Origin of the sequence: Nonlabens sp., from assembly GCF_039941875.1 — a bacterium.
In the GTDB taxonomy this organism is placed as follows: Bacteria; Bacteroidota; Bacteroidia; order Flavobacteriales; family Flavobacteriaceae; genus Nonlabens.
This window is the reverse complement of the sequence record NZ_JBDVDQ010000009.1, coordinates 104069-130261: the sequence shown is the minus strand read 5'-3', so window position 1 is coordinate 130261 and position 26193 is coordinate 104069. Positions and strand designations below refer to the sequence as shown.

Annotated in this window: 26 protein-coding genes; 15 read left to right on the top strand and 11 right to left on the bottom strand. The window is 35.5% G+C overall.

Annotated elements, in window-relative coordinates:
- Window position 1 precedes the first annotated feature (1 nt).
- Both ABJF08_RS05850 and ABJF08_RS05845 read right to left on the bottom strand, forming a co-directional pair.
- On the bottom strand, window positions 2-1393 hold the full coding sequence (locus tag ABJF08_RS05850; RefSeq protein WP_348115144.1) for a di-heme oxidoredictase family protein: 1392 nt from the start codon (window positions 1391-1393) through the stop codon (window positions 2-4).
- Between the two features lie 93 nt (window positions 1394-1486).
- Entirely contained in the window at window positions 1487-2644 is a 1158-nt protein-coding gene (locus ABJF08_RS05845; protein ID WP_348115143.1) for an imelysin family protein, read from the bottom strand.
- A 250-nt stretch (window positions 2645-2894) separates the two neighbouring features.
- Here ABJF08_RS05845 and ABJF08_RS05840 point away from each other — a divergent pair, with 250 nt between their 5' ends.
- Window positions 2895-4049, top strand: coding sequence for an SPFH domain-containing protein (locus ABJF08_RS05840; protein ID WP_348115142.1), 1155 nt, complete (start codon window positions 2895-2897; stop codon window positions 4047-4049).
- Between the two features lie 195 nt (window positions 4050-4244).
- Window positions 4245-5342: a DNA helicase PriA gene (locus ABJF08_RS05835; protein ID WP_348115141.1), complete on the top strand. Its 1098-nt coding sequence runs from the start codon at window positions 4245-4247 to the stop codon at window positions 5340-5342.
- 69 nt (window positions 5343-5411) lie between these two features.
- Here ABJF08_RS05835 and ABJF08_RS05830 read toward each other — a convergent pair whose 3' ends face one another.
- From ABJF08_RS05830 to ABJF08_RS05805, 6 genes are all read right to left on the bottom strand, one after another.
- Entirely contained in the window at window positions 5412-6122 is a 711-nt protein-coding gene (locus tag ABJF08_RS05830) for a hypothetical protein (RefSeq protein WP_348115140.1), read from the bottom strand.
- A 21-nt stretch (window positions 6123-6143) separates the two neighbouring features.
- Window positions 6144-7106: an OmpA family protein gene (locus ABJF08_RS05825; RefSeq protein WP_348115139.1), complete on the bottom strand. Its 963-nt coding sequence runs from the start codon at window positions 7104-7106 to the stop codon at window positions 6144-6146.
- A gap of 178 nt (window positions 7107-7284) precedes the next feature.
- Window positions 7285-8187, bottom strand: coding sequence for an oxygen-dependent coproporphyrinogen oxidase (gene hemF, locus ABJF08_RS05820; protein ID WP_348115137.1), 903 nt, complete (start codon window positions 8185-8187; stop codon window positions 7285-7287).
- A complete protein-coding gene (locus ABJF08_RS05815; protein ID WP_348115136.1) occupies window positions 8184-8990 on the bottom strand; it encodes an EI24 domain-containing protein in 807 nt (268 codons plus the stop codon). Before ABJF08_RS05815 ends, hemF begins: the two co-directional genes overlap by 4 nt.
- Before the next feature lie 9 nt (window positions 8991-8999).
- Complete coding sequence (gene hemE, locus ABJF08_RS05810; RefSeq protein WP_348115135.1) at window positions 9000-10025, bottom strand: uroporphyrinogen decarboxylase; 1026 nt, start codon at window positions 10023-10025, stop codon at window positions 9000-9002.
- Window positions 10018-10674: a uroporphyrinogen-III synthase gene (locus tag ABJF08_RS05805; RefSeq protein WP_348115134.1), complete on the bottom strand. Its 657-nt coding sequence runs from the start codon at window positions 10672-10674 to the stop codon at window positions 10018-10020. The genes hemE and ABJF08_RS05805 overlap by 8 nt, the downstream gene beginning before the upstream one ends.
- A gap of 388 nt (window positions 10675-11062) precedes the next feature.
- On the opposite strand from ABJF08_RS05805, the gene ABJF08_RS05800 reads away from it, so the two are divergent.
- The 11 genes from ABJF08_RS05800 (at window position 11063) to ABJF08_RS05750 (ending at window position 21256) form a co-directional block, all read left to right on the top strand.
- Window positions 11063-11653, top strand: a complete 591-nt coding sequence (locus ABJF08_RS05800; protein WP_348115133.1) for a Crp/Fnr family transcriptional regulator — start codon at window positions 11063-11065, stop codon at window positions 11651-11653.
- A gap of 46 nt (window positions 11654-11699) precedes the next feature.
- Window positions 11700-12575 (top strand): DUF1732 domain-containing protein, encoded by an 876-nt coding sequence (locus ABJF08_RS05795; RefSeq protein ID WP_348115132.1) that lies wholly within the window; start codon window positions 11700-11702, stop codon window positions 12573-12575.
- A complete protein-coding gene (gene gmk / locus ABJF08_RS05790) occupies window positions 12575-13174 on the top strand; it encodes a guanylate kinase (RefSeq protein ID WP_348115131.1) in 600 nt (199 codons plus the stop codon). Before ABJF08_RS05795 ends, gmk begins: the two co-directional genes overlap by 1 nt.
- Window positions 13158-13748, top strand: coding sequence for a nicotinate (nicotinamide) nucleotide adenylyltransferase (nadD, locus tag ABJF08_RS05785; RefSeq protein ID WP_348115130.1), 591 nt, complete (start codon window positions 13158-13160; stop codon window positions 13746-13748). The genes gmk and nadD overlap by 17 nt, the downstream gene beginning before the upstream one ends.
- A 97-nt stretch (window positions 13749-13845) precedes the next feature.
- Entirely contained in the window at window positions 13846-14496 is a 651-nt protein-coding gene (locus ABJF08_RS05780) for a metal-dependent transcriptional regulator (protein WP_348115129.1), read from the top strand.
- 21 nt (window positions 14497-14517) lie between these two features.
- Window positions 14518-16803 carry a TonB-dependent receptor gene (locus ABJF08_RS05775; RefSeq protein WP_348115128.1) on the top strand — a complete coding sequence of 762 codons (2286 nt, stop codon included), beginning with the start codon at window positions 14518-14520 and terminating at the stop codon, window positions 16801-16803.
- The gene (locus ABJF08_RS05770) at window positions 16804-17286 is read left to right on the top strand and encodes a thioredoxin fold domain-containing protein (protein ID WP_348115127.1); all 483 of its coding nucleotides are present in this window, start codon (window positions 16804-16806) and stop codon (window positions 17284-17286) included.
- A 53-nt stretch (window positions 17287-17339) separates the two neighbouring features.
- Window positions 17340-18248: a zinc ABC transporter substrate-binding protein gene (locus ABJF08_RS05765; protein WP_348115125.1), complete on the top strand. Its 909-nt coding sequence runs from the start codon at window positions 17340-17342 to the stop codon at window positions 18246-18248.
- Window positions 18248-18985, top strand: coding sequence for a metal ABC transporter ATP-binding protein (locus ABJF08_RS05760; RefSeq protein ID WP_104514419.1), 738 nt, complete (start codon window positions 18248-18250; stop codon window positions 18983-18985). Before ABJF08_RS05765 ends, ABJF08_RS05760 begins: the two co-directional genes overlap by 1 nt.
- Before the next feature lie 4 nt (window positions 18986-18989).
- Window positions 18990-20102 (top strand): metal ABC transporter permease, encoded by a 1113-nt coding sequence (locus ABJF08_RS05755; protein ID WP_348115124.1) that lies wholly within the window; start codon window positions 18990-18992, stop codon window positions 20100-20102.
- Window positions 20096-21256, top strand: a complete 1161-nt coding sequence (locus ABJF08_RS05750; RefSeq protein WP_348115231.1) for a metal ABC transporter permease — start codon at window positions 20096-20098, stop codon at window positions 21254-21256. The genes ABJF08_RS05755 and ABJF08_RS05750 overlap by 7 nt, the downstream gene beginning before the upstream one ends.
- Window positions 21257-21320: 64 nt before the next feature.
- On the opposite strand, the gene ABJF08_RS05745 is transcribed toward ABJF08_RS05750, so the two are convergent.
- The 3 genes from ABJF08_RS05745 to ABJF08_RS05735 all read right to left on the bottom strand — a co-directional run bounded on the left by ABJF08_RS05745 (window position 21321) and on the right by ABJF08_RS05735 (window position 23244).
- Window positions 21321-21584: a hypothetical protein gene (locus ABJF08_RS05745; RefSeq protein WP_348115123.1), complete on the bottom strand. Its 264-nt coding sequence runs from the start codon at window positions 21582-21584 to the stop codon at window positions 21321-21323.
- A gap of 101 nt (window positions 21585-21685) precedes the next feature.
- Window positions 21686-22453 carry an enoyl-CoA hydratase-related protein gene (locus tag ABJF08_RS05740; RefSeq protein WP_348115121.1) on the bottom strand — a complete coding sequence of 256 codons (768 nt, stop codon included), beginning with the start codon at window positions 22451-22453 and terminating at the stop codon, window positions 21686-21688.
- Between the two features lie 134 nt (window positions 22454-22587).
- Entirely contained in the window at window positions 22588-23244 is a 657-nt protein-coding gene (locus tag ABJF08_RS05735; protein ID WP_348115120.1) for a ComF family protein, read from the bottom strand.
- Between the two features lie 234 nt (window positions 23245-23478).
- Between ABJF08_RS05735 and ABJF08_RS05730 the strand changes: the two genes are divergently transcribed.
- Both ABJF08_RS05730 and ABJF08_RS05725 read left to right on the top strand, forming a co-directional pair.
- Window positions 23479-24360: a hypothetical protein gene (locus ABJF08_RS05730; RefSeq protein WP_348115119.1), complete on the top strand. Its 882-nt coding sequence runs from the start codon at window positions 23479-23481 to the stop codon at window positions 24358-24360.
- 213 nt (window positions 24361-24573) lie between these two features.
- Window positions 24574-26121 carry a glycine--tRNA ligase gene (locus ABJF08_RS05725; RefSeq protein ID WP_348115118.1) on the top strand — a complete coding sequence of 516 codons (1548 nt, stop codon included), beginning with the start codon at window positions 24574-24576 and terminating at the stop codon, window positions 26119-26121.
- Window positions 26122-26193: the final 72 nt, after the last annotated feature.

The window sequence follows — 26193 nt, the reverse complement described above, 5'->3', positions numbered from 1 at the left end:
ATTATAGTGAATTTATAAATGCAATGATTTTACTACGCTCGCTCGAGCTTAATTCTTTAAATCTTTCTTTGGCTGGGCTCGCTTCTCCACCATGCCATAAAATAGCTTCTTCTACATTACGCGCTCTACCATCGTGTAATAGATTGGTATGATCGTTTACAGTTTCTATAAGTCCTGTTCCCCATAATGGTGGTGTGCGCCATTCATTTCCAGTAGCCAAAAAGTCTGGAGTATTGTCAGCAAGATCATCACCCATATCATGAAGTAATAAATCTGTATAAGGTCTAATGGTTTGGTTCGATAACGCTGCAATTTCATGGTTACCGGTTTGCAGTAATGCTACGTGGCAAGAGGTACAGCTTATCTCATTAAAAAGCTGTTTTCCTTCTAATACATCTTGATCTTCAAAATTTCTTCGTGCTGGAACAGCAAGTGTAGAAGAATAGAAGGTCACTTTATCTAGATTTGTATCATCTATTTCTGGTGATCCACCATTAGGTATTTGAGAACAATCTACTCCTGTAGGACAATTTTCATCAGGAAATAGGGAAGAGGTGATTCCTATATCACCGGCAAATGCACCTGCCACCTGCTGTCTTAAGTTAGGCTGGTTTGCTTTCCACCCAAAACGTCCTAGAGTGTTAGTTCCACTCGCAATATCATATACATAGTTTGCTTTTCCAGAAATACCATCGCCATTAGTATCAAATTGATCTGCTAGGGCTAGAATAGTAGTCTCAGGAACCGCTTCTAAGAGACCTAAACCTATCATTTGATTTGCTACTCGTGGTGATATTTGTACATTACTAACCATCGCTCCGTAATTGAGCAAAGGAAATGTGTACGTAGGATTGCGTAAACTAACTGTGGTTCCATCAGCATATGTAACTATTTTAGGTTCATAGACAACTTCAAAAATTCCTTCGTCCATTTGGGATAGAATGGAGTTGTCTTGAAACTGTCCGCCATAAGTAGGTTCTGGCAAGTTACCTCCATAAGGTCCAGTCCCTGGCGTACTTAATCTTAATAATAATCCATGAGATAGCTCTCCTGCAAATGCACTTGCTCTACCTCTTCCATCTTTAAAATGACAGCCAGAACAATTGCGAGCATTAAAAAATGGACCTAAACCATCTCGTGCTGTAGTAGATGCTGGCGCAGTCACCCAGCTCTGATTAAATAATGAGTTTCCTACACCAAAGGTGACACGCTCATCAAAACTTAAATTAGGAGCTGCAAACCCAAAAGCCTCTGCAGAAAAATTGAATGATGTATTATCTCCACCAGATAACTCTACTCCTATTTCTGCTGTTAGAGCCGTGTAAGAGTCATCAGTGTTGCAAGAAATGATGAGCAACAATAGAGGTAATAATAACTTGTAATAAACGCGCATGAATGATAATTTGTATGAATCAGAAAACTGGACATATAGAAATATGTCCAGTTTTAAATAATTTATTAATCTAGTAATATGCGGTGTCGTCTTTTAGTTAAGACCTAAAACTACCTTTGCATCTAGTAATCTGTCTCCAAAAGCAACAAGCGCTCTCACTGCATTTTGTACTTTAATACCTTCTGTACTTGTTGGTCCATTTACAATAGCTAGATCAAATGGAGATAAAGTTGCCTCTACATCTGTAATTGCTGTTGCAAGTAATGCATCTAGTTCTGCACCTAAATCACTATCTGCCTCTGTAATAATGTCTTTAAGAGAAGCGCCATTAACTGTAGAATAACTACCGTTATATACATTTACTATACCTTCTAGGTTAAGACGTATATCACGATCTGTATTATCGCTGAAACAAGAGTGTTCATCTTCTTGATCTTGATTTTGCAATGCAACAGACATACGTTCTATAGCTAGTTCACTACGTGATAATTCAGATACACTGTTAATCATGTCAGTTAAAGAAGTATCTGTGTCTTGTGCAAGAAAAGTGTTTTTATAATCTCCAGTCCATTGCTCTATCATTACTTCTAGGTGGTCGGTGATTAAGTCTGCACACACATTGATATAGGTTCTTCTTCTATCTTGATTAGACGCAGTTCCTGCATCTACAAAATCAGTGAAAGGACGCTGTCCTGGTAGGCCTGCGCTAGGTGCAGTGTTATCCTGTCCCCATAATAAAAACTCGATAGCGTGGTATCCTATAGAAACCTTTTCTTCACCACCATTACCATTTTGATTAATTAAGGTGTTTTTATCAATCGTTGGGAATAATGTTGGGTTATTAATGATACCAGAAGTTAGATCACCATCTACATAATCTACATGTGCCTCGTCCATAGGCCATGAATTTAAATATCCTTCTATATCTTCTGTGCTACCTGTATCGATAGGTCCGTTTGCAAATCTGAAAGCCTCTGTAGTACCATAAGATTCTCTAGCTGTAAACCATGCGTTTTTTGCAGCAGTAAAGTTAGCATCTGTAGGTGTGGTGGTAAATGTTTGTAAAGCAGTTTCTAGAGATTGTGCGTCAATAAGTGCATCTTGATAATTTGCAAGAACAAGATTTGCATAATTTGTTGTTACTGCGCTTTTTTGTGTTCCTGTAGATAGGTCATCGTCGTCAGAACAGGCTGTGAATACTAGTCCGGTGGCTAATAAGGCTGCAGTAAGATAGTTGAATTTAAAGTTCATTATATAGTTATGTTAATTAAGACTAATTATAAATAAAGCGCAAATATAGTGGGACATTTCATTTTAACAAGACTTTATTAAGATTAATTCTAGATAAGAAAGTTAAATAGTTGTTTGTTAGAGGTATCAAGTTGTAACAATAAAGAGATGTGATAGACGTATAGAGGTGGATGGTGTTAATTCCGCTTTCGCGAAAGCGGAATATTTAAAAAAACTGTACCTTAGAAATTCAAATTAAAAACAAACCAGCATGAGCATATTTGATAAGATTAAAGAGAAATTAAGTCACGAATTTATTGATATAGTCGAATGGCTAGATTACACTGATGACACCATTGCGCATAGATTTGAACGTTATCAAAATGAGATTAAAAATGGTGCTAAATTAATAGTACGTGAAGGGCAAATGGCTGTTTTCATTAATGAAGGTCAACTAGCAGATGTTTTTAAGCCTGGTACTTATGATCTTACCACTCAAAATCTTCCTATTCTAAGTACGCTTAAAGGATGGAAATACGGTTTTAATTCGCCATTTAAAGCTGAGGTTTATTTTGTAAACACGACTCTATTTACTGATGAAAAATGGGGAACCAAAAATCCTATTACTTTAAGTGATGACCGTTTTGGTTTGGTAGAGATTAGAGCATTTGGTACCTATGCGTTTAAAATAGCCGATGCTGGTAAATTTATCATAGATATAGTAGGGACAGATAATAATTTTACCAATTTTGAGATCAACGAGCATCTTAAAAGTCTTATCGCAACTAGATTTACAGATACCGTAGGAGAAGCAAATCTACCTATAGAATTATATGCTGCAAATACAACGGAGCTTTCTGAAACCTGTCAGGAAGTAATGAAAACCGAATTTTTAAGTGTAGGTATATCTTTAGAAAAATTCTATATCGAGAATGTTTCTATGCCAGAAGAACTCAAAAAGGAGATCTTTGAATACAGTAGATTAGATAAAATAGATCTAGATAAACTTACTAAGTTTAAGACTGCCAAAGCTATAGAAGCTGCAGCAAATAATGATGGTGGTACTGCCGGTGCAGGTATGGGAATGGGAATGGGCTTTGTCATGGCGCAACAAATGGGTGGTATGATGTCTCCTCAAATGGGCGGGCAGCAACAAATGCCTCAACAACAGCAACAGTACCAGCAGCCTCAAGCTGCTGCTGTGCCACCACCTATGCCGCAAGCAGTTAGTTATTTTTATGCTTTAAACGGTGCGCAAGCTGGACCAGTTTCCTTTGATCAATTAAGATCTCTTTTTGCTAGTCGTACAATTAATAAAGACACGTTAGTATGGAAAGCAGGTATGGATGGCTGGAAAGCTGTGAATCAGGTAGAAGAATTAAAAGTTTTTCTAGGTGGTAATACACCACCACCATTACCGATGTAGAAATATAATTCTCAAATATGAATTGTCTTTTGCCTAATTTATAAATGTATAGTTCTATTACATGGCATTCCGCCGTATGGCGGAATCGGCTTGTGCTTTTCCAAATGATATTTTACAACTTAAATCTTAATTTTTGTTTAAGTTGTAAAGTATAAATCGGCAAATTATAACCTTAAACCCTGAACCTTTTCCATCTTGAACGAGACCGCTTCCATAAATTCTGAACGTAAAAAATCCTGCATCAATTGTGGTGCAGAGCTTACTTATGAACCAGGGACAGACCTTATAACCTGTGATTATTGTGGTCATAAAGAAGTTATTGAGCAATCTGACCAGCCTTTTAAAGAACTGGAACTTAATAAATACATGGATCAAATGGGTGCCCAGTCGCACTCTATGGAAATTACCATGTTGCATTGTGATAATTGTGGGGCAAACCAGCATGTAGAAGAGAGTTATAAATCCTTACATTGTGTGTACTGTACTATGCCGCTTATTATTGAAGAGGCGTATAAAGACGATTGGATTCTACCTGGAGCTGTTGTGCCTTTTGATTTTAAGTCTGATAAAGCACATCAAATATTTAAAAAATGGGTTTCTGGTTTATGGTGGGCACCTAATAATTTACAAAAAGCAAGTCTAAGTCCTGAGAATACAAAAGGTCTCTATGTTCCCTACTGGACTTTTGATGCAGAGTTAGATGCTCAGTATGAAGGAGAACGTGGAGAGTATTATTATGTCACAGTAACACGTGGTTCTGGGAAAAATAAACGTACCACGCAAGAACGCCGCACGAGGTGGTATGACGCATCTGGTGAAATTTCTGGTTTTGTAGATGATACACTAGTAAAAGCGTCTCAACAAAAAGGAGGTCAGATTCCATCTCAAATTGCGTCATGGAATCTAGATCATCTCAAAACATTTGACACTAGATTTCTAGCCGGTTATGTAACAGAAAAATATACCATACCTCTTAAAGATGGGCATCTAGATGCCAAAGAAAAAGCAAGAGATATTGCCGCAAATTGGGTGCGACGCGATATAGGTGGTGATACCCAGCGCATTCATAAATTAGAAATGCAATTAAGTGACCAGACCTTTAAGCATATTCTATTACCAGTTTACATAAGCTCTTATAAGTTCAATGGAAAACGTTATAACTTTTATGTAAATGGACAGACAGGTGTCATTCATGGAACAAGACCTTATTCTTTTTGGAAGATATTTCTAGCTATTCTAGCTGCATTGATTGTTATCGGTGGGATAGTTTATTTTATAAATACCCAACAGTAATAAATTTATTTAAAAATCAAAAATGCCCGATAAAATATCGGGCATCTTCTAGTAACATAAATTATGGTTTTATTCCTTACCTCCTTTATGTTCATCTTGCCATTTTGATAATTGAGACCATTCACCTTTAAAAGCCATTGCTGCTTGTTTAGGCCAGCTACCAGGTTTATGTACCTGAAATCTAGGGCCGCCGTTATTTAAAATTTCTTTTAATTTAGTAGGGTCAGTTTGTGATAATTTATACCACGTTCTAATTCCTGCTGCATGAAATAATTCAGAAATTTTAGGCCCTATTCCCTCCACTATAGTAAGGTCGTCTGGTTTTATTCTTTTACCCATTGCGGCCTTTGCTACATCGGCATCATATTTTAAATTGCTGTCCTCACTTACATTATCGATAACATTACTAGTTACTGCTCCTGCTACAAATCCGCTAGCTAGATTTGCTGTATTTGTTGCATTTACTGTAGATGCTTGGTCTAATTTTAATTGAAGTGATTTTGCATCGGCCACTGCCTTTGATGCTTTTATTTTTAGATTGTTTGAATTTTCAGTTAATTGAGATACTTTGTTTTTTAAGCTAGAAGAGTTGATCTCACAACTTTTTAATTGATCTCTTAGTTGGTCTATTTCTGTCTGTAATGATTTATTTTTATCTATCCAGTCGTCACAATCATTAGTAACTATAGAATTAGATTTACCCCAGTAATAAGCTATTATTGCCGAAATAATACATGCTAATAATGGTAATAACCAGCACCACATATTTGATAAACTCATAATTTTAATTTTTAGTTGGTTTTATTTAATTGTTACTTCTACACGTCTATTTTCTGCTTTTCCTTCTGCTGTATTATTATTTGCAATAGGAGCGTCTGGACCTTTACCCACAGTCTCTATTTTAGACTCAGGTAAACCATTTTCTATAAGGTATTTTTTCACCTCTACGGCACGTTTTTTACTTAGTATGATGTTAGAGTTTCTATTTCCTACATTGTCAGAGTGTCCTATGACTAGAATTCTATCTTCAGGTCTTTTATTAGTGTAATAGTTGATGTCCGATATTTTCTTACGTTGTACCGCTGTTAATTGTACCGTATTACTTCCTGTCTGAAAATGTAGGATCAAAGGATTTGCTTTTATTTGAGCTTTTAATTCATCCAGCTTTTGGTTCTCCATTTTTGCAGCATCACCTTGCGGTATGAACGCTGTGGAATAGGTAATAGGTCCTTTAAAAATACTATCAGTAGCTGTCATCTCATCATTTAAGCTGCCATAAATATCCATTTTAGCACTATTGAATCCCAAATTCGTTAAATGGTTTTTTACATCATTAGCTCTCGCCTCGCCCAAGTTAGTAAAGGCACTAGAATTAGTTTCTCTACTTGTATAAAGACCAGTAATATTTAATTTTTTATCAGGGTTATTTTCTAGATAACTTTTAATAGTATTAAAGCTAGTAGTTGTGTTATCTGATACAGGAGTGATATGATGATAATCATTGGTTTTAAAATCTAGATTATCATCTGATCTTTCAATTAATTCTTGATTATTATCAAAGAGTTCAATTCCACTAAAACGACCTTTTTTTGATGCTGTTTCAATTTGAGAAGAGCTGTCGCCATCTGTTGTGATGGATGTTTTTGTTTTCTCCTGACCATCACAATTTCCACTATAACATTTACCACAACACAACCACATGGTGAGTAGTATAGCGATTATAATAGTTAGAAGAATTCCTATCGGATATTTTAATTTTCCCATTATTTAGTTGATTATTAGTGAAGTACTAAAATTAGGATAAAATCAGAGTAAAAGTATAAATCGTACTCAACAGCAAGTTAAAAACCGTTAAAAGGTGTTTTTAATCGATAAGATGTGTTTTGTTTCCGCTTTCGTGAAAGCGGAAACAGTTATGAATATTTAAGAAGATTGATAAAATCTAAATCCAGTCTATAGGCTGTTGCAACACCTTAAGTAATTTTTCTTCTTCACTACCAGACTCTGGATGGTGATCATATACCCACTGGACATGTGGTGGTAGACTCATTAAGATACTCTCTATACGACCGTTTGTTTTAAGACCGAAGAGTGTTCCTTTATCATGCACTAGATTAAATTCTACGTAGCGGCCGCGACGTATTTCTTGCCACTTGCGTTGTTCTTCTGTATAAGGTAAGCTTTTTCTCTTTTCTACTATAGGTACATAAGCTTCTAGAAAATGACTGGCCATGTCTATTTGAAAAGCAAGCCAATCTTGCATGGAGAATTTTTCTGATACTTTACAGTAATCATAAAATAAACCGCCTATTCCGCGAGCCTCATCACGATGTGAGTTGTGAAAATAGGCATCACACTTCTCTTTAAAAAGAGCGTAGTCTGCAATTTCATGACGGTCGCATACATCTTTACATACCTGGTGAAAATGACGGGCATCTTCTTCAAATAGGTAATAAGGTGTCAGGTCTAGTCCACCACCGAACCACGAGTCTACTATAGTTCCTGACTGATCGTACATTTCAAAATACCTGAAATTTGCATGTACGGTAGGTATCATAGGGTTTTCTGGATGTAAAACCAGACTTAAACCAGTGGCAAAGAAATTACAATCTTCTACTTTAAAATAGGCTTGCATTGCTTGTGGTAAATCACCATGAACGGCACTTATACTCACGCCACCTTTTTCAAATACATTACCATTTTGAATAATGCGAGAAAAACCGCCGCCACCTTCTTTGCGGTGCCACTCATCTTGATGAAAGGTTGCACCACCATCTATTGCTTCTAATTTTGAAGTAATGGTATTTTGAAGCTCTACTATAAAGGAGTAAAATTGATCTTTCACGATTCTAGTTTTGGAGTGTGTGATTGTTCTAACTGTTGCTGTTCACGTTGTACCAGCATTTTACGTTCTCTTAATAATTCTAGTGTTGTTTTGCTAGCTGCTGTAACTGCAACTGGTAAAACCAGTATAATACCTATAATAGGCAGAAATAACATCGCCATAAACACGATTCCATTTCCTATGGCATAACCACGACTTTTTTTAACAAAATTGACACTGTCTCTATATTTATAATGACGTTCTAGAGTATAATCCATATTACCAAAACCTGCATAATATGCCTGTACTAAAAAAAGTAAAGGTGTGGTGATTAAATTAACTCCTGGAATGAACGACAAAAAGAGAAGAGGTATGCTTATAAAAATCTCGTAAAGTAAATTTCTTATGTTGATACGTAAACCTCGCAATAACTGTTCGGTATTACTAGTTTTGCGATGTTTAATGTCTTCATGTAAATCGGGATAGAGGTGTTTTTCAATACGCTCTGAAACAGGTGACATGAAAGGAGCACTTAATGCCATTACCACGTGTTTATATAATATAAAACCTAAAACGGCTATCGCTAGTCCACCTATCCATGTGGCTATGTCGGTAAATGTTTCTTTACCCCATTCCCAAAACCATATTCCTGCAATAAAACGGCCTAAATTGTCTGATAGACCGTAAATCGCTAAGAATATACATGCTCCAAAAAGTAAACTTATACCCATAGGGACTAGAAAAAACGACCAAAGTTTTAACTCATTGATCAGTTTAAAGCTGTCTTTATAAGATTTAAGTCCTTTAAGGATGTTTTTAAACATAATAAATTTTTATTGTCCGTATTCCTTCACAGCATCTACAAATGCTTGTGCGTTCTCTACAGGAATATTAGGTAAAATACCGTGACCTAAGTTAGCAATAAAACGATCTTTACCGAACTCGTTAATCATTTGCGTTACCATTTTTTTAATCTCAGCAGGTGGCGAGAATAATCTAGAAGGGTCAAAGTTACCTTGTAAAGTAATTTCTCCACCAGATAAATAACGTGCATTTCTCGCACTACATGTCCAGTCTACACCTAGTGCACTTGCACCACTCTTTGCCATATCATTAAGAGCAAACCAGCATCCTTTACCGAAAACGATAACCTCTGTATGAGGTTTAAGAGCATCTACTATTTGCTGGATGTATTTCCATGAGAATTCTTGATAGTCTGTAGGAGATAACATACCGCCCCAAGAATCAAAAACTTGTACAGCATTCACACCGTGATTTACTTTTTCTTTTAAGTAAGCGATCGTAGTGTCTGTTATTTTTTGAAGCAATTGGTGTGCTGCCTCTGGTTGTGTGAAACAAAATTCTTTTGCTTTGTCAAAGTTTTTACTTCCCTGACCTTGTACACAATAGCAAAGAATAGTCCATGGAGAACCTGCAAAACCTATTAAAGGTACTCTGTTATCCAGTACTTTTTTAGTCATATCTATGGCTTCATACACATAACTTAAGGAGTCTTTTACGTCAGGTACTACCACACGTTCTAGATCTTTTACAGATCTTATAGGGTTAGGTAACCATGGTCCTATACCGTTTTTCATCTCTACATCTATATTCATCGCTTGTGGTATCACAAGAATATCAGAAAATAGAATAGCTGCATCTGGACCTATTTGATCAATAGGCATTACGGTAATTTCTGTAGCTAGTTCTGGAGTTTGACATCTAGTAAAGAAATCATATTTTTCTTTAAGCTTCATGAAGTCAGGTAAATATCTACCTGCTTGTCTCATCATCCATACTGGTGGACGTTCTACGGTTTCACCTTTTAATGCTCTTAAAAAAAGATCGTTTTTAATCATTACGTAATGCTTTTATTGCTGTTATCAATGTGTTTTCTATAGTCTGTTTATTTGCGACTGCTATATTTTTAAAATAGAGCTTTGCAGTGCTAGCTGTCGTTTCTCCTATACAAACTGCGATTAGAGGTTTGTTGTTAGGATTCGCTTTCGCGAAAGCGTGCACACCACGAGGACTATAGAAAGCTATGGCTGCAAAAATACGATCAAAGCTTTTCATGACCGCAATAGAACTATAGACAAAAACTTCTTTTAAAGGTATTTTTTTGTCAAGAAAGAACGTAGGAAGTTCATCCCGACGTTGCTTGCTGCATAAATAATAAAAGTTCTCACCAGAATAATTTGAAGTTAATTCTTCTGCAAGGTCTGCTGCATTGAGGGCGATATAGCTAGGGTGGAGGCCATTTTCTTTAAGTAAAGCAGCTGTTTGATCTCCCACGCAGTAAATATTTTTAACTCGATTTAAATGAGGTAATATCGCAGGGATTGCATTTTTACTAGTTATGATGACATGATCCCATATAATAGTTTCTTTTAAAACTATGGACTCTGTTTTTAGTATGTCATAATGTGTTAACGCTATTCCTGTATTAAGAACTAGTTCTTGCTGTGCTGGTGTAAGGATTTTAGTAGAGAGTAAAGGGTTCTTCATAAAGGGAACAATATATTATTTTTGAATGATTTATCCGATTTTAGATTCATCAAACCTATTTTAATGTCCGAAAATTGATTTTTTATCAGATTCTTTTCTTAGAAATTGTGTTAATTCCTTGTGGAAAATAATTTGCGTTCAGTTTTAAGATTTATGGTTCAAATTTCATCAAATTCAAGATAGTTAGTGACTTTTATTCGATGAGTAGCATAGCTTTAATTTTCTTGATTGATAAGTTGTATTTTATTAGTTATTGATAATCAGTTAGTTAATATTTAAAATTTGTCTAATGATTAATATTCTATGCTTGATAAGGTCTTGAACTTTGTATAATTATTAATTTTATCGATATTTACTAGTAAACGAGTAAATAAATCTAATCCATATTATGGAATTACCATCATTTTTATACGATTTAACTGGAGAAGGTGATAAACCTTCATTAGAGTATGCAAATGAAATTTTTAGCATGCTCGAAGTGTCCAAAGTGCGCAAAAAACAGGTTTTACTTCATTTAGGTGAGGTTGCTGACTGTATTTTTATCGTTAAGTCTGGAATACTGAAGGGAAGTATTATTGATGAGTTCGGTAATTTACATACGGTACGTTTTATTGCAGATGGTAATGTCATGGCATCTATGTATAGTTTTATAGATCAAAAACCATCTGAACTTCAAATTACATGTGTAGAAGCAGGCGAGGTATTGTGCTTTAAATATCAAGATTTTGAGTACATGAGTAAATTGTATTCAGGTCTGTCACCGGCATTTCATAAAATCATGCTGAAAAGATATCACGACATGGTAGACGAGAAATCTAGAATGATAAGCCACGACGCTACTACTAGATATCTTAAGTTTATTGAACGTTATGCGCGTATAGTAGATAGATTACCACTTAAAGAGATCGCATCTTTTCTAGGCATAAGGCAGCAGTCCTTAAGTAGATTGCGCGGTAAGATCGATGAAACTAAAGCATAAACAAAAATCCTTTTCTTAATTGTTATCTTTGCCAAAAAACTAGGGAATGGTTACTTCTATGACTGGCTATGGTAAAGCAGTCAATCAATTATCAGACAAAAAAATAACTATTGAGATAAGAACTCTTAATAGTAAAAATCTAGATCTTAATATAAGACTAAGTTCTTTATATAGACAGCAAGAGTTGCCTTTAAGACAGTTAGTTGCAAAATCTTTATTAAGAGGTAAAGTAGATTTTTCTGTGCACATCGAACAAACAGGTGTCGCAGCTACTGCAAAACTCAATCTAGAGGTAGTAGAAGGTTATATGAAACAAATGGCGCAACTTGATGGTGTTTCATTTGATAGTCCAGAACATAAATTACAGTTGCTCGAGATGGCAACTAGATTTCCAGACGTTTTTTCTCAAGAAAGCAAGGAGGTAGCAAAAGAGGATATTGCTGCAATCCAACAAGTTGCTGCACAAGCTATTGCGGCGGTTCAAGATTTTAGAAAAGAAGAAGGTAATGTGCTAGAGCTAGAATTTAATAAGCGTATTACTAATATTAAAGTACTTCTAGACCAGGTGCTAGAAGAAGATAAGGATAGACTAGCTGGTGTTAGAACTAGATTAGAAAAAGCTGTGTCAGATCTAAAAGAAAAGGTAGATCAAAATAGATTTGAGCAAGAGCTTATCTATTATCTTGAAAAATATGATATTACTGAAGAAAAGGTACGTCTAGAAAATCACCTCAACTATTTTATGGATACCATGAGTATTACAGAGTCTCAAGGTAAGAAACTAGCTTTTATATGTCAGGAGATAGGTAGAGAAATAAATACGATAGGTAGCAAAGCAAATGATGCTAGCATGCAACAACTAGTCGTACAAATGAAGGACGAGTTAGAGAAAATAAAAGAACAACTGCTTAACGTATTATAATGAAAGTATTACCTAAACTAATTGTTTTTAGTGCTCCTTCTGGTGCTGGTAAAACCACTCTAGTAAGACATTTATTGACTCAAGAAGATCTTAACCTTGCCTTTTCTATTAGTGCCGCTTCTCGAGAGGCTCGTGATGGTGAGGTTCATGGAAAAGATTATTATTTCTTAGGGACTGATGAATTTAAAAATAGAATCAGAGCAAATGATTTTCTAGAGTTTGAAGAGGTTTATAAAGATCAGTTTTATGGTACTCTTATAGAAGAAGTAGAAAGACTTTGGGCTCAAGGTAAACACGTTATATTTGATATAGATGTAGTAGGTGGTCTACGTTTAAAGAAAAAATTTCCTAATCGTACACTGGCTATTTTTGTTAAACCACCATCTATTAATGAGCTGCAAATACGTCTTAAAAAGCGTAAAACAGAAACGGCAGAAAAAATCGCTATGCGAGTAGCAAAGGCTAGTACAGAAATGGCTACTGCACCACAATTTGACGTTGTTATTGAGAATGACGATCTTGATGCTGCAAAATTAAAAGCGTTTCAAACGGTTCATGAGTTTATAAATAAAGAAGTCAGTGATGACGAAGAGGAGTAAGATAGGTCTGTACTTCGGTACATTTAATCCTGTACATATAGGACATCTAGCTATTGCAAACTACCTAGTAGAAAATAGCGATCTAGATGAAATATGGATGGTAGTAACACCTCATAATCCTCATAAGAAAAAGAAAACATTATTAGATGACTACCAGCGTTTACACATGGTACATCTTGCCACTGATGATTATGACAAGATAAATGCAAGTAATATTGAGTTTAACTTACCGCAACCTAATTATACAGTAAATACGCTTGCATATCTTTCTGAAAAGTATGCTACCAAAGATTTTACTCTCATAATGGGAGAAGATAATTTGAAAAGTTTGCATAAATGGAAGAATTATCATGTGATTTTAGAAGATTATAGCATCATAGTTTACCCTAGAGTTTCATCTGGTGATGTTCCTGAGCAGTTTGTGAATCATCCTAAAATCACACTTATTCCTGCACCCATTATGGAAATTTCTTCTACCATGATACGTAACGGTATCGCGTCAGGTAAGGACTTGAGATATTTTATGCATCATGATGTGCAAAAATATGTGGAAGAAATGCATTTCTACGAATAGATTGAATTTTTAAGTGCTATCGTTTCTTTTGATTTAATTTTTAGATAAGACTAAAAATTATTTTACCTAAATCAAATAAAAACTTTACCTTTGTCGCATGCATTCAATATCCGAAGAAAATTATATCAAAGCTATTTATCACCTACAGGATGGTAAAGCTCTAGTGTCTACAAATGAAATTGCTGGGCGCATGAATACAAAAGCATCGTCTGTGACGGACATGCTTAAAAAGCTAGCAGATAAAAACCTGGCAGAATATGTCCCTTATAAAGGTGCGAGACTGACGGATAAAGGAGTACAATGTGCCAATCAAATTATTAGAAAACATAGACTATGGGAAGTGTTTCTAGTAGAGAAACTAGATTTTTCTTGGGATGAGGTTCATGAAGTAGCAGAGCAGCTGGAGCATGTTCAATCTATAAAATTAACTAATGAATTAGATAGGTTTCTAGAGTATCCTAAACACGATCCTCATGGAGACCCTATTCCGGATTCTAATGGTCATTATGAGCAGCATACTCAAATAGCGCTATCGCAAATAGAATTAGGACAACATGGTGTTTTGACCGGTGTTGTGAATACATCCAAAGATTTCTTACAATATCTAGATAAGCATGATATAAAGTTAGGCTCTCAAATACAATTGTTAGAAAGAGAAGAGTTTGATGGCTCGTGCCGTATAATTTCAGATACTGATGAGATCTATATATCTAAACTAACAGCAGAAAGCTTGTTTGTTAAAATATAATTTCAAAAATAAAAGAGTAGAATGAAGAATTTAATTTGGTTGGTTTTATTTACACCTTTGGTAGTTTTCTCTCAAGTAAATGAAGGACTAGAGATTCAAGGAGTGGTAAAAAGTGGTGAGGAGACTGTGCCTTTTGCTAATGTTTATATAGCGTCAATTAAGAAAGGTGTTTCTGCAAATCAGGATGGGCAGTTTAAATTAACTAATCTTTCTCAAAGTGTATTAAAAATAAGTGTAAGTGCTGTAGGTTACAAGAGTGTTGTAAGAGAGGTGAATTTAACAGGTGATAATAATCCTTATATACTAAATGTAACGCTAACAGAAGATTTAGGAAATTTAGATCAAATAGTTGTTACCGGTACCTTAAAGCCTGTTAGCAAGTTGGAAAGTCCAGTTCCTGTAGAGGTTTATACGAAAAGTTTTTTTAAGAAAAATCCAGCTCCTTCTATTTTTGAATCTTTGCAGAATGTAAATGGAGTGCGACCACAACTTAATTGTAATGTGTGTAATACTGGTGACATTCATATCAATGGATTAGAAGGGCCATATACATTTGTTTTAATTGATGGATTACCTATTGTAAGTGGACTGTCTACGGTTTACGGTTTAACAGGGATTCCACAAGCTCTTATAGAAAGAGTAGAGGTTGTAAAAGGGCCAGCTTCTACCTTGTACGGCTCTGAAGCTGTAGGTGGAGTAATCAATATCATTACTAAAAAACCTACAGGAGCAAATAAACTTAGTGTAGATAATTTTACAACATCTTGGGGAGAAGTGAGTACAGATGTCGGTACAGGTTATCAGTTATCTGATAATACCTCTGGGATTCTTGGTGTCAGTTATTTTAATTATCAAAATCCGATTGATAATAATGGAGACGGTTTTACAGATTTAACTCTGCAAAACAGAATTTCTATTTTTAATAAAATTAATTTTAATAGAAAGAACGGTAAATTGTTTTCTATCGCAGGTAGATATGTCTATGAAGATCGATGGGGTGGTGAGCTGGACTGGACTAGTGAAGATCGTGGAGGTGATGAGGTCTATGGAGAAAGTATTTATACAAGCAGGTGGGAAGCCTTTGGAGTGTATGATCTTCCTACTGAAGAGAAATTGAGTTTTCAATTTAGCGGTAATGGGCATTCACAAGATTCTTTTTATGGAACGACTTCTTATGATGCAGAGCAATACATAGGATTCGGCCAGCTTACATGGAATAAGCAATTAGGGACATCACATGATCTACTTATGGGAGCTGCCTATCGTTACACTTATTATAACGATAATACCTTTGCGACTACGGCTCAAAATGGTATTGACGACTTACCTTCTGTAATACATTTACCAGGTGTTTTTGTACAGGATGAAATAGCACTTACAGATCGTAAAACACTGCTATTAGGTTTAAGGTATGATAATAATAGCATACACGGTAATGTGTTTTCTCCACGTGTGAACTATAAATGGACGTCTCGCGATAAGTCAAATGTACTACGTTTAAGTGCTGGTAATGGATTTAGAGTCGCAAACGTGTTTACAGAAGATCATGCAGCTCTAACTGGAGCTAGAGAAGTAGTTTTTGAAGGGGAACTTGAGCCAGAAACCTCCTGGAATGCAAACGTGAATTATGTGAAAACATTTAGAACTAAAAACAATACCTTTTTTAATTTAGACGCAACAGCATTCTATACCTATTTCACTAATAGAATACTTCCAGATTATGAAACTGATTTTAATAAAATCATTTATAGCAACCTAGATGGATATTCTGTATCTCAAGGTGTCTCTTTAAATGCAGACGTTTCCTTTAGAAATGGACTTAAGATTCTTGCAGGCGTTACTTTTCAAGATGTATCCATTACAGAAGATGGAGAGCGTAGAAGACAGTTGTTAACAGAAGGTTATAGTGGTGTCTGGACCATTAGTTATAAAATTAGACCATGGGGTTTAAATATAGATTATACTGGTAATTTATATGGACCTATGCGATTGCCGCTTATAAGTGATACCGACCCTAGGGATAGCATGTCGCCAGTGTTTAGTGTACAAAACATACAGTTTTCAAGAAAATTTGGGACGCAATGGGAGGTTTATGCCGGTGTAAAGAACTTACTTAATTTTACTCCAGCATCTAACAGTATTGCTAGATCTTTTGATCCATTTGATGAAGATGTACAGTTTGATTCAAGTGGACAGGCCATCGCTACTCCTAATAACCCAAATGCAGTTACCTTTGATCCTAGTTATGTATACGCTAGCAATCAGGGTGTAAGAGGCTTTTTAGGTTTTAGATTTAATATATATTAGATGAGATACAATAATATTTTTTCAATCTTATTCGTAGTTTTTGCATTCCCTTTACTGGGTTTTACGCAAGAACCAGATACTCCTGCAGTATATAATTTTGAACAGTTAGAACAAGCTTTTACTAAAGAAGATAAACCTGCTGTGATCTTTCTGCATACTAATTGGTGTAGGTATTGCAAAGGCATGAGTGAAGGAACATTCGGCGATAGTGATCTCATTAAACTGATTAATAAAGACTTTTACTATGTTCCATTTGATGCAGAAAGCAAAGAGACTATCATTTTTAGAAACGTGCAATTCGGTTATGAATCTACAGGTGTTAATACTGGAATCCATCAATTAGCAAAAGAATTACTTAGTCATAGCGAGGATAAATCTTATCCTGTACTTTTGATTATCAATAAAGACCTTGAAATTTTATATCAGTATTCTGGTTTTTTAGACCAAAAAGAGGTGACGGATATATTGAATAATTTAATTTAATAGAGCTTTGGTCATTCCGCTTTCGCGAAAGCGGAACATTTAAAATATGCAACATGAAAAAAATAATATTTCTCTTAACAGTTTTATCAATAGTAAGTTGTGGAGAAAAAAAAGAAGATAACGGTAAGTTACAAGTAGTCACTACCACTACCATGATTACCGATCTAGTAGAAAATATAGGTGGTGATTTTATCGACGTAAATGGTTTGATGGGTAGTGGTATAGATCCTCATTTATACAAAGCAAGTCAGGGAGATGTGAGAAAATTAGATAACGCAGAGGTTATTTTTTATAACGGTTTACATCTAGAAGGGAAACTAGTAGAGGTTTTTGAAAAGATGAATGAGCAGGGTAAAACTACTATTGCGATAAGTGATGGAGTATCCCAGAAATCTCTTATAGGTAGCGAGTATTTTGCCAGTAATTATGATCCACACATATGGTTTGACCTTACTTACTGGAATGAAATTACAGATTATGTCACTGAAAAGCTTATTGAATTAGATCCTGAAAATAAACTAGCTTATGAAGCAAACAGAGATGCTTACCGACTCAAATTAGTAGAGCTTAGAGCAGCGTTAAATGTTAAAATACAGGAGCTTCCTAAGGAGCGTCGTATTCTAGTAACTGCTCATGATGCTTTTAATTATTTTGGTAGAACATTTGATTTTGAAGTAGTAGGCTTACAAGGTATATCTACTGCGACAGAGGCTGGTGTTAAAGATGTTCAACGCATTACAGAATTTATAATAGAAAATAAAATCAAAGCGGTATTCATAGAAAGTAGTGTTCCTAAACGTACAGTAGAAGCTTTGCAAGCTGCTGTGAATGCACAAGATCATGATGTGAAAATAGGCGGAGAGCTTTTTAGCGATGCATTAGGTAGTGCAGGAACTGTAGAAGGTACTTATATAGGAATGTACAAACATAATGTCACTACTATTGTAAACGCACTTAAATAATGGAACAAAAAATAGCAGTAGCGGTAGACGACCTTACGGTAGCTTATAATTATAAGCCAGTCCTGTGGGATATAGATTTATCTATTCCAGAAGGTGTGTTAATGGCTATAGTAGGTCCTAATGGTGCAGGGAAATCCACGTTGATAAAATCTATTCTAGGTATTATAGATCCTATAGCAGGTTCTGTTGCGATTTATGGTAAGCCTTATAAGAAACAACGTGATAAAGTGGCTTATGTGCCACAAAAAGGTAGTGTAGATTGGGATTTCCCTACTACCGCACTAGATGTGGTCATGATGGGTACTTATGGCGCCTTGGGCTGGATTAAAAGACCAGGTGCAAAGCAAAAAAAACAAGCTCTAGAAGCACTGGAAAAAGTAGGAATGCTTGCTTTTAAAGGAAGACAAATATCTCAGTTATCTGGTGGACAGCAGCAACGTATATTTTTAGCACGTGCGTTAGTTCAAAACGCAGCCATCTATTTCATGGATGAGCCTTTTCAAGGAGTAGATGCTACTACTGAAATAGCGATCATTAATATTTTAAAAGAACTTAGAAAAGCTGGTAAAACGGTAATAGTTGTTCATCATGATTTACAAACAGTTCCTGAATACTTTGATTGGGTTACTTTTTTAAATGTAAAGCATATCGCTACAGGTCCTGTAAAAGACATTTTTAATGATGATAACCTAACTAAAACTTATGGTATCAACTATAAAGTAGCTGTTCAAAAATAAGCAGATGGAACTAACAGATTTCTTTACAGATTATACGTTGCGTACCATAACATTAGGGACTGCTGTCCTAGGTGCTATTTGTGGTATGTTAGGTAGCTTTGCTGTGTTGAGAAAACAAAGCTTATTAGGTGATGCGATTTCTCATGCCGCGTTACCAGGTATTGCTCTAGCGTTTTTGTTCACTGGATTAAAAGATTCTAACGTCCTTCTTTTAGGTGCTTTAATTAGTGGTTTCATAGGTACGGTGTGGATACGTGGAATAGTGACCAAAACACACCTTAAAACAGATACAGCTTTAGGACTGATATTAAGTTTGTTCTTTGGCTTTGGAGAGTTGGTATTAAGTTATTTAAAGAAACAACCAGATGCAAACCAGGCAGGGTTAGATAAATATTTATTCGGGCAGGCGGCTACACTGGTACAAAGCGATGTGATAGTAATGATTATTGTCACAGGGATAAGCCTTGTGGTAATGTTGCTGTTCTGGAAAGAGTTTAAGCTTTTGTTGTTTGATAAGAATTATGCCATGACTCTAGGTTTTAATACTCGATTCATAGATGGTCTTATCAGCTTTTTTATTGTGTTAGCGATAGTTATAGGTTTGCAAACGGTAGGTGTAGTTCTAATGAGTGCCATGTTGCTAGCTCCAGCAGCTGCTGCACGACAGTGGACTAATAGTCTTGGGATGATGGTAATTCTAGCAGCTGTTTTTGGTGCTTTTTCTGGTGTTTTTGGTACAGGAATAAGTGCTAGTTATAATAACTTGTCTACTGGTCCAGTGATTGTTTTAGTGGCCGCAGTTTTTGTAGGTGTGTCATTTATTTTTTCACCTAGTCGTGGAGTTTTATTTAAACAAATACGTTTGATAAGAAACCGTAGAGATCTAGAGTTAAAAAAGACTTTGTATTTCATGTATGGTATTGTAGAAAAGCATGAAGATATTTCTAGACCTCACTCTATTAAAATATTAAATGGTTTTCAAGGTTTTACGAGAGGTACTTTAAAAGCGCTGTCAGATAAAAGCTGGATAACCATAAAAGGGCAAGACTGGTCACTGACAGAAGAGGGTTTTCAAACAGCAGAGAATTTATATAACACTAATATGCCTGAATCATGAATGCAGAATTAGCTATTATCTTAATTGCCTGTCTTACTGCTGTAGCATGTGCTATTCCAGGTGTGTTTTTAGTTTTACGTAAAATGGCTTTAATAAGCGACGCGATAAGTCACTCTATTCTTCCAGGTATAGTAATAGGTTTTTTTATTACTGAAGACCTTGCCTCACCATGGTTGATATTGCTTGCCGCATTCAGCGGTATTATAACTGTTGTGCTGGTAGAGGCTATTCAAAAAACTGGTTTAGTAAAAGAAGACACTGCTATAGGGTTAGTATTTCCAGCCTTGTTTAGTATAGGGGTTTTATTAATTGCTATTTATGCAAACGATATTCATCTAGATACCGATGCTGTATTAGTAGGAAGATTAGAATATGCCGCATTTGATAAGTTAATGATAGATCATGTAAGCTATGGACCTAAAAGTATGTGGACCATTTCTATAACTCTAGCAGTAACACTGGCTTTATTATTTGCTTTTTATAAAGAGTTGAAGTTAAGTACGTTTGATGTAGGGTTGTCATCTGCATTAGGTTTTTCTCCTGTTATATTACATTATGGTCTAATGAGTATTGCATCAGTAACAACAGTAGTTTCTTTCGATGCAGTAGGAGCTATTCTTGTTGTAGCGTTAATGATCGCACCAGCTGCAGCAGCCTATTTACTAACTACAGATTTAAAAAAGATGATAGTATTATCTGTTCTCTTTGGAATAATGAGTGCGATAGGTGGTTATTATTTTGCACTATGGTTAGATGCTTCTATTAGTGGTTCTATTACTACAGTTTTAGGATTGATTTTTCTACTGGTCTATCTTTTTGCACCTACTAATGGTTTGATAGCGGTCCTATTCCGTCAGAAAAGGCAGCGTGTAGAGGTTTCTTTATTGACCTTTTTACTTCATTTAAATAATCATGATAGTATAGAAGAAAGAAGAGTTGCTCATTTACAAGAACATATCAATTGGGGTAAAGTACGTGCTAAAACAGTTCTAGAATTAGCACAAAAAAACAACATGATCACCATGCAAGGTGAGGTGGTTGCTCTTACTAATAAGGGTCTTAAGTTCACCGAGAAAGCACTAGATTATATCATCACAAATAAGGATGAGCAAATCGAAGACATGAAAGATGACTTCTTCTTGTTTAGAGGATAGAAGTCTAGATGTTTAGATAACTATGAGTAGAATCAATTCTGCACATTGTGATGTGTAATTCATATCATTTTTTTGTAGTGCTATTTTTTACGACTAATACTAATGGAATAGAAATACCAAAACCTAGCACAGATTCTAAAAGGCCAAAACTTAAAACTTTAGTAAGCCAAAAATAGATTACCATAAAGATCACAAACCAGAGTATGAATCTAAAACCGCTTAGTAAATATTTCTTGTCTTTTTTATAATCATAGTAATAAGCTATTACTATTAAAATAAAAACCGGTGATAATAATAAAGGCAACAAGTTGAGTAGGATAGAATTCATGATTTTAGTAAACACTAAATATCAGATAATAAATTAACATCCATATACCACAAAGGGCAGAATTAATTCTGCCCTTTGTGTATAAAATAAGAATTCTATTTCTAGAACTGTGCTTTACGCTTTTCTAAAAATGCTGTTGTCCCTTCAGTAAACTGTTCTGTGCCAAAACAAGATCCGAAGTTATCGATTTCCACCTGGTAACCATCTGTCCCATCTATATAGCCAGCGTTTACGGCATCAATCGCGGCACTTATCGCCATCGGGCTATTTTTAATGATCTTAGAAGCTAGTTTTTCACACGTAGGGATCAACTCTTCTAGAGTCACTACGTGATTTACAAGTCCATAAGATAGAGCCGTATCTGCATCTATCATTCCTGCAGTCATGATCATTTCCATAGCACGACCTTTACCTACTAGTTGTGGTAAACGTTGAGTACCACCATAACCTGGTATAACACCTAGAGATACTTCTGGAAGTCCTAACCTAGCGTTATCGCTAGCTACTCTAAAATGTGCCGCCATAGAAAGCTCAAGACCACCACCTAATGCAAAACCATTAATGGCAGCAATAACAGGTGTAGAGCAATTTTCAATAGCGTCAAATAATGATTCCTGACCTTTGCCAGCTAGTTTCTTACCTTCTTCTGGAGAGAAGTCTGCAAATTCTGAAATATCAGCCCCAGCCACAAATGCCTTTTCACCGCTTCCAGTAAGGATGATAACACGTGTGTTAACGTCTTCTTCGGCAGTAGATATAGCCTGACTCAATTCCTCAATGGTCTCTTTATTAAGAGCATTCAGTTTTGTAGGTCTGTTTATAGTTATGGTTGTAATTTTATTTTCGGTAGCAACTAGAATATTGTTCATAGTAAATGTTTAAAAACAAAAGTAAAAAGAATATTAAAGCTATGAATAAAGAAAATCATAAGTTTCAGATGGCAAAACTCTACCATACTTGACTTATGATTTTGAATTAAGAAGCACAATGTTAATCGTTAGCCTTACACAGATATGGCCATGGTAGCAATAGAGATTTTAATATCAGGATTTTTGTGCAGTTCTTTGGCACAAAGAGTTAATGTCGTTCCAGTTGTAATAACATCGTCTACTAGTAAAACATGAGTGCCTGGTGCAATTTTCTCTACCAGTTCATATGGAGATTGCGTCTCGTCACTACGTTTTGCCTGCCCTAATTGAGCTTGATTTATGGTGTTACGGTTTTTTATGAGTACGCTTTCGCGAAAGCGAGCCCCAAAAACAGCCGCTAGTTCCTTTCCAAAACCATCTACCTGATTATAGCCTCTTTTTGCGCGTCGTTTAGGATGCACAGGAACTGGAATCACAAGATCTATATTTCTAAAAGCAGGATCTTCCTTAAGACTGGTAGCTAGCCATTTTCCTAAAAAAGGACTTACTTCTTCATGGCCATTGTATTTTAACTGGTAGATCAATTGTTGTACAACGCCTATTTTTTCATAATAGAATAAACTGGTGGCAGTCTCGATATTTACTCTAGCAAAAAAAAGTTCTTTTACTTTATCGTCTAACTGTAAATGATTGAGAGATATAGGGATTTCAGCACGGCATGTAGTACAAATAATCTCTTCTCCAGTGGTTAGACTGCGGTCACAACCCATACAGACGACAGGAAAAAACAAGTTAATAAAATCAGAAATCCACCTCAGAATAAAATATTTTAGTCATATTTATTTTAATTATTAATGTCGTGTTCATAAATCAAATGGACGAGAAGTGAAAAAAACAACAATATCTTGCAAAGTCATTACCGTAAGATATTTTTTTAATGCATTTACACTTTAAGGCAACCGATTTATAGGCGATATTTATAATTGAAATAGGTATTATTACGTTCTAAAGATAAACAACCCAACATGGCACAGCAAAAGGATAATCGAATATTTAAAGTTTTACTAGCAGTTTTACTGTTGGGAATCATAGTATTAGGAGTGTGGTCTTATACTACATATCAAGAAAACGAAGGTATTAAGGTAGCTTTAAATGATGAGAAAGCACAGATTCAAAAAGAACTAGAAAACATCTCTACGGAATATAGTATAGAAATAGATAAAGGGAATGCACTCAATGCAGACCTAGTAGACGCACGAGATCGCATCACAAGATTAGTAGACAGTGTAGGTAAGTTAGAAACAGATGTAAGAGTACTGTCTAGAATGCGTACAGAGCTATCTAACATAAGAAAAGAGCGTGATTTATTACAGGACAGAATAAATACTCTAGAGATAGTTAATCAAAACCTATCTAAAGTGAACGACAGTACCTTATCTGCTTTAAATAGTGAGATATTAAAAAATCAAGATCAAAATTCTACTATAGAAAACATGAATGCTAACATGGCACGTGCGGCTGCTTTAATACCGACTAACTTTGAACCGGTGGGAATAATAGTAAGAAACTCAGGTAAGCAAATAGAAAACGATAGAGCGCGTCGTGTAGATGACATTAAAGTATGTTTTACATTACCAGAAAACCCAGTGGCGGTTACTGGAGTTACTTCTTTCTACCTACAAGTTATTAATCCAGATAACAATGTGCTAGGACTTAATAAAAAACAGGTTTTTGATGGTCAGGAGCTCACTTATTCTAAGGTGATACAATTTAATTATAAAGGTAAAGAGCTAGATATGTGTGATGTAGTAGGTGCAAATGAAGACGATATTATAAAAGGACGTTATAGGGTGAATCTTTATAATGGACCTATACGTGTAAGTAGTAATGAGATTACGTTGAGGTAATTTTAAACTATAAAATCATATTCTAAAGGTGTAATATTTTTATTACACCTTTTTTATTTTGTGTTCCTTTTCTATGATTAGGTTTAAATAAAGAGTTTGATGAATCAATAGTTTTAGATACTAGTAAATAATTGATGTTTTTTCTCGCTTTCGCGAAAGCGAAATACACAAAATCACAACGTTAACTAATCACATTTTTTTACATTTGCAGCTATGGCAAAGAACAACGACCAAGATCAGTTTAAGAAAGTACTCTCTCATGCAAAGGAGTACGGATATGTATTTCAATCTAGTGAAATCTACGACGGTTTAAGTGCCGTTTATGATTATGGACAGAATGGAGTTGAGTTAAAGAAAAACATCAGAGAATACTGGTGGCAAGCGATGACTCGATTAAATCAAGATATAGTAGGAATAGATACAGCGATATTTATGCACCCTACGGTATGGAAGGCTTCTGGTCACGTAGATGCTTTTAACGATCCATTAATTGATAATAAGGATTCTAAAAAACGTTACCGTGCAGATGTACTCGTGGAAGACTACTGTGAGAAGCATTTACAGAAGGCAAATAAAGAAATAGCTAAGGCAGCAAAACGCTTTGGTGAAGACTTTGATGCAAAAATGTATGCGGAGACTAATCCGCGTGTGGTGGGTTACATGAAAAAAGCTACTGAGCCTACAGCTAGACTGGCCCAATTACTAGAGGCTGAAGATCTAGAAGGTGTAAAAGCTTTAATAGAAGAACTAGAAATAGCAGACCCTGATACAGGTTCTAAAAACTGGACAGATGTACGTCAGTTCAACCTTATGTTTGGTACTAAAATAGGTGCTAGTGCAGACACTGCTACAGATTTATACCTTAGACCAGAAACGGCTCAAGGTATTTTTGTAAACTTTTTAAATGTACAGAAATCTGGTCGTATGAAGATTCCTTTTGGGATCGCACAGACTGGTAAAGCGTTTAGAAACGAGATCGTTGCGCGTCAGTTTATTTTCCGCCAGCGAGAATTTGAACAAATGGAGATGCAATATTTTGTAAAGCCAGGTACAGAGTTAAAGTGGTTTGAGATATGGAAAGAAAAGCGCATGGCGTGGCACAGATCGTTAGGGATGGGTGATGAGAATTACCGTTTTCACGATCATGAAAAAATGGCGCATTATGCAAATGCTGCGACTGATATCGAATTTGACTTCCCATTTGGTTTTAAAGAATTAGAAGGGATTCACTCGCGTACAGACTTTGATTTAAAAGCTCATGAAGAGCACAGTGGTAAAAAACTACAGTTCTTTGATCATGAAGATAACAAGAGTTATGTTCCTTATGTTCTAGAAACCTCTATAGGTCTAGATAGAATGTTTCTTGCTGTATTTTCTAATTCTCTAGTAGATGAGAAGCTAGATGGTGGTGGCGAGCGTACGGTTCTTAAATTACCTGCGGTTCTTGCACCGGTTAAAGCTGCGATTCTACCATTATTAAAAAAGGATGGACTTCCAGAAATAGCAAACGAGATCGTAGACGAATTAAAGTGGTCTATGAACGTAGCTTATGAAGAAAAAGATTCTATAGGTAAACGTTATGCACGTCATGATTTAAATGGTACACCGTATTGTGTAACTATAGATCATGATACTAAAGAAGATCACGCAGTAACAGTAAGAGATCGTGATACCATGTCTCAAGAACGTGTAGCAATTAAAGATCTTAAAAACTACTTAGAATCTCGTGTAAGTATGAGTGAGTGGTTGAGGAAGATCTAATCTACCAAACGTAAAAGAATAGATTTATTCTTGTTTAACATAGAGCAAATTTTTGATAAAATTAAAACGGCA

Excerpts from the sequence above, each read along its gene's own strand:
- nadD (WP_348115130.1), top strand. The coding sequence starts at position 13,158 with ATGACGAAGAGGAGTAAGATAGGTCTGTACTTCGGTACATTTAATCCT.
- gmk (WP_348115131.1), top strand. The coding sequence starts at position 12,575 with ATGAAAGTATTACCTAAACTAATTGTTTTTAGTGCTCCTTCTGGTGCT.
- ABJF08_RS05760 (WP_104514419.1), top strand. The coding sequence starts at position 18,248 with ATGGAACAAAAAATAGCAGTAGCGGTAGACGACCTTACGGTAGCTTAT.
- ABJF08_RS05840 (WP_348115142.1), top strand. The coding sequence starts at position 2,895 with ATGAGCATATTTGATAAGATTAAAGAGAAATTAAGTCACGAATTTATT.
- ABJF08_RS05805 (WP_348115134.1), bottom strand. The coding sequence starts at position 10,674 with ATGAAGAACCCTTTACTCTCTACTAAAATCCTTACACCAGCACAGCAA.
- ABJF08_RS05775 (WP_348115128.1), top strand. The coding sequence starts at position 14,518 with ATGAAGAATTTAATTTGGTTGGTTTTATTTACACCTTTGGTAGTTTTC.
- ABJF08_RS05825 (WP_348115139.1), bottom strand. The coding sequence starts at position 7,106 with ATGGGAAAATTAAAATATCCGATAGGAATTCTTCTAACTATTATAATC.
- ABJF08_RS05795 (WP_348115132.1), top strand. The coding sequence starts at position 11,700 with ATGGTTACTTCTATGACTGGCTATGGTAAAGCAGTCAATCAATTATCA.
- ABJF08_RS05770 (WP_348115127.1), top strand. The coding sequence starts at position 16,804 with ATGAGATACAATAATATTTTTTCAATCTTATTCGTAGTTTTTGCATTC.
- ABJF08_RS05725 (WP_348115118.1), top strand. The coding sequence starts at position 24,574 with ATGGCAAAGAACAACGACCAAGATCAGTTTAAGAAAGTACTCTCTCAT.
- hemE (WP_348115135.1), bottom strand. The coding sequence starts at position 10,025 with ATGATTAAAAACGATCTTTTTTTAAGAGCATTAAAAGGTGAAACCGTA.
- ABJF08_RS05745 (WP_348115123.1), bottom strand. The coding sequence starts at position 21,584 with ATGAATTCTATCCTACTCAACTTGTTGCCTTTATTATTATCACCGGTT.
- ABJF08_RS05850 (WP_348115144.1), bottom strand. The coding sequence starts at position 1,393 with ATGCGCGTTTATTACAAGTTATTATTACCTCTATTGTTGCTCATCATT.
- ABJF08_RS05780 (WP_348115129.1), top strand. The coding sequence starts at position 13,846 with ATGCATTCAATATCCGAAGAAAATTATATCAAAGCTATTTATCACCTA.
- ABJF08_RS05755 (WP_348115124.1), top strand. The coding sequence starts at position 18,990 with ATGGAACTAACAGATTTCTTTACAGATTATACGTTGCGTACCATAACA.
- ABJF08_RS05730 (WP_348115119.1), top strand. The coding sequence starts at position 23,479 with ATGGCACAGCAAAAGGATAATCGAATATTTAAAGTTTTACTAGCAGTT.
- ABJF08_RS05845 (WP_348115143.1), bottom strand. The coding sequence starts at position 2,644 with ATGAACTTTAAATTCAACTATCTTACTGCAGCCTTATTAGCCACCGGA.
- ABJF08_RS05800 (WP_348115133.1), top strand. The coding sequence starts at position 11,063 with ATGGAATTACCATCATTTTTATACGATTTAACTGGAGAAGGTGATAAA.
- ABJF08_RS05765 (WP_348115125.1), top strand. The coding sequence starts at position 17,340 with ATGAAAAAAATAATATTTCTCTTAACAGTTTTATCAATAGTAAGTTGT.
- ABJF08_RS05740 (WP_348115121.1), bottom strand. The coding sequence starts at position 22,453 with ATGAACAATATTCTAGTTGCTACCGAAAATAAAATTACAACCATAACT.
- ABJF08_RS05830 (WP_348115140.1), bottom strand. The coding sequence starts at position 6,122 with ATGAGTTTATCAAATATGTGGTGCTGGTTATTACCATTATTAGCATGT.
- ABJF08_RS05815 (WP_348115136.1), bottom strand. The coding sequence starts at position 8,990 with ATGTTTAAAAACATCCTTAAAGGACTTAAATCTTATAAAGACAGCTTT.